6 protein-coding genes, 1 tRNA gene and 1 pseudogene are annotated in these 9,095 nt (G+C 53.1%); 6 read left to right on the forward strand and 2 right to left on the reverse strand.

Annotation, left to right across the window (positions count from 1 at the left end):
* Nucleotide 1 precedes the first annotated feature (1 nt).
* Nucleotides 2-433, reverse strand: a complete 432-nt coding sequence (locus G494_RS25560; RefSeq protein ID WP_051305685.1) for a DUF3015 family protein — start codon at nt 431-433, stop codon at nt 2-4.
* A gap of 637 nt (nt 434-1,070) precedes the next feature.
* On the opposite strand from G494_RS25560, the gene G494_RS0113195 reads away from it, so the two are divergent.
* The 3 genes from G494_RS0113195 to G494_RS26200 are packed head-to-tail and all read left to right on the forward strand — an operon-like array spanning nt 1,071 to nt 4,134.
* Complete coding sequence (locus G494_RS0113195) at nt 1,071-1,934, forward strand: thioredoxin domain-containing protein (protein ID WP_028584924.1); 864 nt, start codon at nt 1,071-1,073, stop codon at nt 1,932-1,934.
* A gap of 1 nt (nt 1,935) precedes the next feature.
* Nucleotides 1,936-2,922, forward strand: coding sequence for a PhoH family protein (locus G494_RS23420; protein ID WP_051305686.1), 987 nt, complete (start codon nt 1,936-1,938; stop codon nt 2,920-2,922).
* 15 nt (nt 2,923-2,937) lie between these two features.
* Complete coding sequence (locus G494_RS26200) at nt 2,938-4,134, forward strand: pyridoxine 5'-phosphate synthase (RefSeq protein WP_232362552.1); 1,197 nt, start codon at nt 2,938-2,940, stop codon at nt 4,132-4,134.
* A 128-nt stretch (nt 4,135-4,262) separates the two neighbouring features.
* On the opposite strand, the gene G494_RS0113210 is transcribed toward G494_RS26200, so the two are convergent.
* The gene (locus tag G494_RS0113210) at nt 4,263-5,249 is read right to left on the reverse strand and encodes a potassium channel family protein (RefSeq protein ID WP_028584926.1); all 987 of its coding nucleotides are present in this window, start codon (nt 5,247-5,249) and stop codon (nt 4,263-4,265) included.
* A 347-nt stretch (nt 5,250-5,596) separates the two neighbouring features.
* On the opposite strand from G494_RS0113210, the gene G494_RS0113220 reads away from it, so the two are divergent.
* From G494_RS0113220 to G494_RS27420, 3 genes and pseudogenes are all read left to right on the forward strand, one after another.
* Nucleotides 5,597-5,683: transfer RNA gene (locus tag G494_RS0113220), tRNA-Leu, on the forward strand.
* Between the two features lie 892 nt (nt 5,684-6,575).
* Entirely contained in the window at nt 6,576-8,501 is a 1,926-nt protein-coding gene (locus G494_RS0113225; RefSeq protein ID WP_028584928.1) for an alpha/beta hydrolase, read from the forward strand.
* Between the two features lie 390 nt (nt 8,502-8,891).
* A pseudogene (locus G494_RS27420) lies at nt 8,892-9,095 on the forward strand (IS5/IS1182 family transposase); the annotation flags it as partial.

A 9,095-nucleotide genomic window follows, 5' to 3' on the forward strand; every position in this document is an offset into this window, starting at 1 on the left:
CCTACAGGGCCTGACTGGAGAGCTCGGCCCGACCGAGACTGATCCGGAGAGCAGCCAGCATCTGCTCGGGACTGGTACCGGCCGCAGGATAGAGCCAGCCATACTCCTGCTGGACCGTCTGGAAAAAGGCAGGCTGCTCCTGGGCAGGGATCTGGAGCAAACCGGCCAGGGCAGCCAGGTGCTCGCCGCTGCCGGCTGCCATCTCTGCCTGCAGGGCTGCGTAGTTGGCCCGGGTAAAGGCGGCGACTCCGGCACTGCCGCTGCCGGAAGATCCGGGGCTGGTACTGGAGGTCAGGTCCAGAGCGGCATTGGTGGTTTTATCAAAGGTTTTGGTGGAACTCTCGGTGGGTGCCGTGGTGGTGGCACAGCCGCTCAACAGGGCAAGAGCGAACAGCACCGAGAGAACAGCGTTGATAGAGTTGACAGACTTCACAGACAGACCTCATCATTGTTTAAGGGGGACCTTGAAAAATTCAATTATCGAGCAAGATCAGGCAAGCGCAGACTCCGAGGCATGAAAAAAAGTGTACCGCAGGCATAGAACCGATATTCCGAGGATACAATTTTCAGCATAGGGCGGCGTGGGCCAGCATACGGCAGAACACGGTGGAAATTGGAAGATAACGCCTTTTTCCACGGCAGCCTAAAGAGACGCCTTGACCGCCCGCATACAGCAGAGCACGGGCAGCAGAGGATATTACAAAACATGGCCTGCCGTCAACGCTATCCTGCAGTGCCTTCCTGCAGTGCCCTCCTGCAGCGATCATCTGCAGCGTTCTCCCTTGAGCCGACAACCGCCCTCACCTCTTCCGTACCCCTCTGGGACGCTTTCAGGGCAAGAACCCTGCCAGCAGAGCTGCTCTGGCTCCGGGGTTTCAGGTTGCTGCCTGAACCGGGACGGTCTCCGACCCCAGGAACCAACGCCTGAAGATGAAGTGGTTGTAGCGGCTTACCCTGTTCTTGCGCCTTGCGGATTCCCTGGAGCGACATTATAGTAGGGCCTTGTTATAATTTGTCGTCACTCCCGGACTGCCGGGAACTCCACTGTCTCCTTAACCGGGAATCCAGCCATGCTACGCATCCTCTTCCTCTGTATCCCCCTGCTCTTCTCCCAGACACTCTATGGTGCAGAGGCCGCTAAGGTCCAACGCACCGGCAACCTCAACTGGTCCGAAATAACCAGCTGGAAGATCCAGGCCAAACCCCTGGCCATGGTCCAGTCCCTGGACAAGAAGCGAACCTTTATCCTGGGTAACGATGCCAAGGTCCACATCTATACCATCACAGGCAAGAAGCTCGGCGCCCTGCCGGTCTCTCCGGATATAATCGACATCGATATTGCCCCGCGGGGCGAGGCCATCTATCTCTTAAACGGCACCGAACAGAGCTTTACGGCCATTGACATCAGCTTTACCCAGGAGATCGACACCTCCACAGCCCCTCTGCTTGGCGATCCCGAGGCGCCCCTCACCCTGGTGGAATTTTCCGATTTTGAATGCCCCTACTGCAGCAAGGTAAAGCCGATCCTGGACAAACTGCTCAAGGCCAACCCCGGCAAGATCAAGATTGCCTTTAAACATCTCCCCCTGCGGATGCATGCCCAGGCCAAGCCTGCTGCCCGGGCCGCCATTGCCGCCCAGCAACAGGGTAAATTCTGGGAGATGCATGACCAGCTCTTTGCCACCAAGAAGATCAGCAGCCAGTCCATCAGCGAGTCGGCCGCCAAGATCGGCCTGGACATGGAGACCTTTAACAGGGACCTGAACTCAGCTGCCACCGAACAACAGCTAGCCAGGGATATGTATGATGCCCAAAAGGCCGAGGTCAGCGGCACCCCCACCCTCTTTCTCAACGGTATACTGGTCAAGAGTCGCTCCCTGGAGGCCATGCAGGCCATGATCGACAAGGCGCTGCAGCAGGACGGGAACCAGTAGCGTGAAATCCACCAATAAACTCAACACCCCGATCAGCAGAGAACTCGACTTCAGCGATAACAGCTCTGCCCAGATCCTGTTTGGCGACTTCAACAAGAACCTTCAGACCATCGAGCAGGCCACCGGCACCCGGATCCATGTCCGCGGCAGCCAGGTCCAGTTGGAAGGCAGGGCCCATGCCGTGGAGATTGCCCAGTCCACCCTGGAACAGCTCTATGCCCTGATCCAGAAGGGGTACCCGGTCTTTACCCAGGATGTCGCCTTTGGGGTCAAGATCCTGGAGTCCTCACCCACCACCAGGCTTGAAGAGATCTTCCTGGACAAGGTCTACATCACCTCCCGTAACCGGGTGGTCTCGCCAAAATCGGTCAACCAGAAGCGCTATATCGAAACCATCCGCAACCACGACATCGTCTTCGGGATCGGCCCGGCCGGAACCGGCAAGACCTATCTGGCCGTGGCCATGGCCGTATCGGCACTCACCAGTGAACGGGTCAACACCATCATCCTGACCAGACCGGCGGTTGAGGCCGGAGAAAAGCTGGGATTCCTGCCCGGCGACATGGCCCAAAAGGTTGATCCCTACCTCCGCCCCCTGACCGACGCCATCAACGACATGCTTGGCCAGGAAAAGGCCCAGGAGATGCTGGAACGCGGGATCATCGAGGTGGCCCCCCTGGCCTTCATGCGGGGCAGAACGCTCAACGACGCCTTTATCATCCTGGATGAGGCCCAGAACACCACCCGTGAACAGATGAAGATGTTCCTCACCCGGATCGGCTTCAACAGCCAGGCCGTGATCACCGGTGACGTCACCCAGATCGACCTGCCCGGCAGCCAGCGCTCCGGATTGATAGAGGCCAAAAAGATCCTCAAAGGAATCAACGGGATAGGATTCAGCACATTTAACAAGTCCGATGTAGTCCGCCATCCGCTGGTCCAGGAGATCATCCATGCCTATGAAAAGAAATCACAGAAAAAAAACTGATCAGCGAGCTCAACCTTGAATACCAAGACCATGAACCTTTCCATCACCCCGGATGTCGCCCATCACCCCCTCAACTCAGAGCTCCTGGAACAGCGCTGTGCCCAGTTGGCCGCCCTGCTCGAGCTGGGTCCGAGCCAATGGAATGTGGTGCTGATGAGCGATTCGGAGATGGCCGGCTACAACCAACAGTACCGCCACAAGTCGGGCCCGACCAACGTCCTCTCCTTCCCCTGTCAGGACGGTGACGACGACTTCCCGGCCATGCTCAAGGGCGGTAACGAACTGGGCGACATCCTCATCGCCGTGGAGACGGCCGGCCGCGAGGCCGCCGAGCTGGGGGTCAGCCTCCATCATCGCCTTAGCCAACTCATCATCCACGGGCTCTTGCATCTTCTCGGCCAGGACCACGAGCGTTCCGAAGAAGAGGCCATTGCCATGTGGGATCAGGAACAACTGCTCTTTCAACAGCTTCAAACCTTCAGGAGAAACACCATGCCACATCTTGCCATTAATGTTGACCACGTTGCCACAGTCCGTCAGGCCAGAGGTATCGCCGAACCTGATCCGGTCCTGGCCGCAGGCCTCTGCGAGTTGGCCGGGGCCGAAGGGATCGTGGTCCATCTGCGTGAGGATCGGCGCCATATCCAGGACCGCGATGTCCGCCTGCTGCGCCAGACCATCAAGACCAAACTCAACCTGGAGATGGCCATTGCCAAGGAGATCATCGAGATCGCCCTGGAGATCAAGCCGGATATGATCACCCTGGTCCCGGAAAAACGGCAGGAGCTGACCACCGAGGGCGGTCTGGATGTGGTGGCGAACAGCAAACGGGTCCGCAAGACCGTTGCCAAGATGGACCGAGCCGGGATCCCGGTCTCGCTGTTCATCGACCCCGACGCGACCCAGATAGAGGCCGCAGCAGAGTGCGGGGCGACCTTTGTCGAGCTCCACACCGGCCGCTACTGTGATGCGGTTACGGAAGAGGAGCAGCAGCAGGAATTCCGCCTGATTGAACAGGCAGCGGAGCTGGCCTTTGAATCCGGCCTGCGGGTCTATGCCGGCCATGGCCTGGATTACCGCAACACCGCCGCCATCGCCGCCATCCCCTATATCGAGGAGCTCAGCATCGGCCATGCCGTGATCAGCAGGGCCGTGATCGTGGGCCTGGACCAGGCGGTGCGGGAGATGCTGGCCCTGGTCAAGGGCCAATAAGACTCGCCGACACGCCCGAAACAGCGACGGAGTCTGTGCCGGCAGCTGAAATACTGCTTCAGCCGGACTCCGCCCCTGATTCAGGGAAACCAGGGTAGCCCTGGTCAGGGAAGGGCTGGGGAAGGGACTTAGAGTTCCGTGCCCAGGCCGGTGATGTCCTCGTAGGAACCAAGGACGATCAGGATATCGCCTGAAAGGATGCAGGTGTCGGGTTTGGGGTTAAAGAGCATGGCCCCGTCTTCACGCTTGATCGCCACCACGATCACATCATACTTCTTGCGGATCTCTGCCTCGATCAGGTTCTTGCCGATCAGGTGCGAGTCGCAACTGACCCGCAGCTCCTCCATCAGCAGATCCAGCTCTCCTGCCCGCATGGTCAGGTCGATGAAATCGGTTACCGTGGGACGGACGATCAGGTGGGCCATCCGCTTGGCCCCGATGGCGTAGGGTGAGATCACCTTGGAGGCCCCGGCCCGCATCAGCTTGGTCTGCACCCCGGTGGCACCGCTGGAGCGGGCCATGATATAGAGTTCGGGATTCAAGCCCCTGGCGGTCAGGGTGATGTAGAGATTATCCGCGTCGGTGGAGACCACCGAGACCAAACCCTGGGCACGTTTGATCCCGGCGTTGAGCAGGACCTCATCATCCGAGGCCTCCCCCTCATAGGCCAGATAGCCCAGTTGTTCGACATCCTTGACCACCTCCGCATCGTTGTCGATCACCACAAAGGGGCGATTATACTCCTTGAGGATATTGCAGATCTCTCTGCCGATCCTGCCGAAACCGCAGACCAGGTAATGGTCGTGGAGTAGGGCTACCTGATGATCCATTTTTCTCCTCTTAAAGAGTCCACGTAACTCTCCCTCGATCATGGTTTCGGTGATCTTACTAAAGGTATACATCACAAAGCTGACACTGGTGATCACCAGAAAAACGGTAAAGACCTTGCCGGCAGGATAGATGGGCACCACATCACCATAGCCCACGGTAAAGACCGTGATAATGGTCAGGTACATCCCGCCCCAGAAGCTGGTATTTTCCAACAGCATATAGCCGAAGGTGCCGCCCAGGAGGAGCAAGAGGAAAAGAATACCGATGATAAGGGCTTTACGCATCTGTTAACCGCTGGAAAGAGACCTATAACACGTCAGATAATTGCAAATGCTACTGATAATTCCGGACAGCTACGAGCCGCGCCGGACGACACAGATGTGCCCATTCGGAGTCTGCGCCGGGCTCTGGGAGAGCGAGTTACCCACCGCTGCTGCCAAGCGCGCAAACAGGTACGAAAAGGTTGCGGGGATCCCCCCTGCCGGCCTGGAGGATCCCGAACTCCCCTGTCGCTGCGACTATACCATAACTGGGAATTATTTTCCTGTGTTAACCCAAGCTAGTACCCAATATCAAAAGCTCAAATCTGGTTTGACAAATTTCCCGGGGCTGTGTATAAATTAGCCACCTCGCCCGGATGGCGGAACTGGTAGACGCAAGGGACTTAAAATCCCTCGGCCGTATGGCTGTGAGAGTTCGATTCTCTCTCCGGGCACCATGGAATATCAAGGGGTTAGCTGACGCTAACCCCTTTTTTTATTGGAAGAAAAACAGGCTCCAATTTCCCACAATTTGCCACATTTTCAGAAAGACGTTTGATATCGGGCAGGTAAGAGGTTCCTCACCTGTTCATCAAAATAAGCCCCTGGCCATGACAGCCAGGGGCTTTTTTTTTACTGGTACCAGAAAAAATATTACCAGCGGCAGGATAGATCTGGTCCCTCTGTGTCAATGTGGGTGAAGCTCGGGCATTTACCCCAGACCACACCAGCCGGGCTAGATGATCACCCCAAGGGGACTCGATACCCTGCTGCCAGCGTAAGAGCCCGGTGATTAGACTACACCTCCGTTTTTTAGCTGGTTTTCTCCGCGATTACTCCTTTGGCATTCGTCCAAAAACTTCTAGCCTCGTCCAGAAAATCCAGTAAGAGGGACCTGATTTTTGAATAAACTTCACGACGCTGCCACTGTGTAACACCCTGAACTTATAGAACAAGCACTGGCTATCACAATGTAGTGCGTATATACATGGCCTATTCCCGGGATATGCCGGCGTTGCAATGGCTTGAGGGCAAGCAGAGCTTTCTTTGCTCTCTCTGGAAGCCAAGTTTTAACGTAGAGGAACACTCTTGAGTTTGGCTGGGGAGTATTTTGTGAAGAAACCTTATCAGGAAACATATTCACCACATTAGGCCGAGAGCAGCTTAGTCCTGCCAGTGCTAATATTGAAACCATGGCTGCACGATACTACCGCAACTGAATCCTTGTTGCCGAGCAGGCACGCTTTCTGTACAACCTTACTAAAGTCGTGTTATAGAGTCTCTATAGGCCATTCTTAACAAAGTAACAGGCGAGCTTATATTTTTTTAATTAACAAACAGGACAGAAGCATGCTTACCTTCAAATCCGCTATGGTCTGCTTGAAAAAAGGTTTGTCTAAAATTTCCCCAGGGCCTTCGGTCATTTTATTGATAATTTGCCTAATTACAACTGGTTGCGCCCTAATAAAATTACAGAATGAGAATATCGAAGCCTTATCCTCCACCGTCCTGGTCGGACGTATATCTGCTACCTTTCCAGGTAAGGGGCCCATTATTGTGGCTGCCTACTCGATAGTTCAGGGAAAAAGAGAGGTTGCCCACTATACCGTCCTGCATGATTCCGGTGAGTACGAACTCATGGTTGCCAAAGGAGATTATTACGTATTTGCGTATTGGGACAAAAACAGCAATCTCATTTATGACGCAGACGAGCCGGCAGGGCAGTATGGTGGACAAAAAATGGTTACCGCACCGTCTGGAGGAGTTGTTGGGAGCATCAATATTTCTATTCCGGAAAAGATTCAAAATATTGAGGTGCCCTTCGGATTTGAAATCTCATCGGTTAAGCCCCGTAAGCTTCACAGTCGGCTTGCGGGAGCAATAATCGAACTGGATGATGAACGTTTTTCAGAGGAGTATGGGAGCAAAGGCTACTGGGAAGGTGTTTCCTTTTTTAAGGAGTTTGGCGGCAATATCTTTTTTATCGAGGAATACGATCCTCAAAAAATACCTATCCTCTTTATACACGGCGCTACAGGCACGCCAAAAGGATGGAAGTATTTTATCGATAACATCGATAGAACGCGTTTCCAACCATGGTTTTTTTATTATCCAAGCGGGAGCCGCATTCAAAGCATGTCCTATCTGTTGCTTTGGAAGTTACAAAACCTGCAAAGCAAATATCATTTTGACCAGCTCTATATTACCGCTCACAGCATGGGGGGACTGGTTGCCCGCTCTTTTGTCGTTGACCACAGCGCCAACTTTCCATATGTACAACTCCTTGTTTCACTGGCGACCCCTTGGGGAGGCGACGGGATGGCCGAATACGGCGTCAAGCAATCTCCAGCAGTCGTCCCGTGCTGGATTGATATGCAGCCGGAAAGTCCTTTTATCCAATCTCTATACAGAACAAAGATGCCCGAGACCGTCAGCTTTTATATGTTTTACGGCCATAGGGGTAACCGCAACCCATTTCGATCAAATAACGACAGAACTATTGCTTTTTCCAGTCTGTTAGACCGCAGGGCTCAGTCAGAGGCGCAAATGAATTATGCCTTTAATGAGGACCATACCAGCATCATTCACAGCAAAGAGGTATTGGAACAGTACAATTCGATCATCAACACCCTTGCCGAAAACCAAGGTACTTCTCCCCGCCAATTAGGAGGATTTCTTAAGATCCATTTTTCATACGACTATCCCTTCGAAGGAGAAAGGTCGCCTCCTACTCTTATACTGCAGCCCGTTGGCAAAAAGAATGCGGAAACGGTGATAGAATTAAGTGCTAATGATAATGGCAGAGTACTTGGCCCTTTCCCAACCGGGGACTACTTGGCAACTTTCGGCGCTTTAACTGCGACCGGAGAGAAATTTGTGCCGGTTACAATTGAGAATAATAAAACAGGTGAACTGAGGTATAAACTAACCCGTGATAATATAATCTATGGGAGCTTGATATCCCCTTTGCAATCGGAAGATTGGGTTGCAGGGATGCCATATGAGGCGAACTTCAGGGTAAAATCAATTACATTAAATGGTACAGGTATTGATCGAAAACTCCATGTGCTTGAAGGGGAAGATGACAATATCTTTGACTATACTCTTTCACGTACTGATTTGTACTACAAAGGACATTTCATTTTCTTTGGGTTGGTCCCTGGAGAATATGAGCTCATTATCCGTGTGCAAGGCTATAAACCCTTCGTGAAAAGGTGCCTTGTCAGGCCAGACATCCAATTAGATCCTATGCTTATTGAATTGACGCCAGAATAATGGAGATGGCACTTCTTGTTTCGCATTTTTTAGAAGGGAACAAGGAGGCGAGTCGGCACTTGACACGTGTCGTATTGGTCAGAACATATCGAACATCTCGGGTCGGGCCGACGCAACAGCTTGTTATTTACTGGTAAACATTCCAAAGATGGTTGTTATTTTGACTTAGCCTTGCAACCATATAATTCAGGACCACAAGACCATATCTTTGTTTTGCCTTGTAAAGCAATTCCAACCAACGGTTCCTGTCTCGGGCAGACTTAAGGGTTCCTTGAAAATTAAATACAGTAATTCGCAGCATCTTGACAGTTAACTTGCTGTTTTTGCATAAATTTGGTACAATTCTGTCGATTTGAGATCAAGCGGTAACCTTACTCGATGGAGACAACCATGATTCAGCCCGGCTTTTTCGATCTGCAGGATAGATTGCTCAAAATTGACAAGAATGGTGACCCCCTCGCTAGGCTGAATGAGGTTATTGATTGGGAATTGTTCCGACCGGCTATCGAAAAAGTCCGCAATAAGAAACGAAAGTCAAACGTTGGCCCCAGAGGATACGATGCGATATTGCTGTTCAAGATCCTTATCCTGCAG

The organism is Desulfogranum mediterraneum DSM 13871 (assembly GCF_000429965.1).
GTDB classification, from domain to species: Bacteria; Desulfobacterota; Desulfobulbia; order Desulfobulbales; family Desulfobulbaceae; genus Desulfogranum; species Desulfogranum mediterraneum.

What these genes read in the sequence shown, in the direction of transcription:
- G494_RS0113195 (WP_028584924.1), top strand. Translation starts at nt 1,071, where the DNA reads ATGCTACGCATCCTCTTCCTCTGTATCCCCCTGCTCTTCTCCCAGACA.
- G494_RS0113210 (WP_028584926.1), bottom strand. Translation starts at nt 5,249, where the DNA reads ATGCGTAAAGCCCTTATCATCGGTATTCTTTTCCTCTTGCTCCTCCTG.
- G494_RS0113225 (WP_028584928.1), top strand. Translation starts at nt 6,576, where the DNA reads ATGCTTACCTTCAAATCCGCTATGGTCTGCTTGAAAAAAGGTTTGTCT.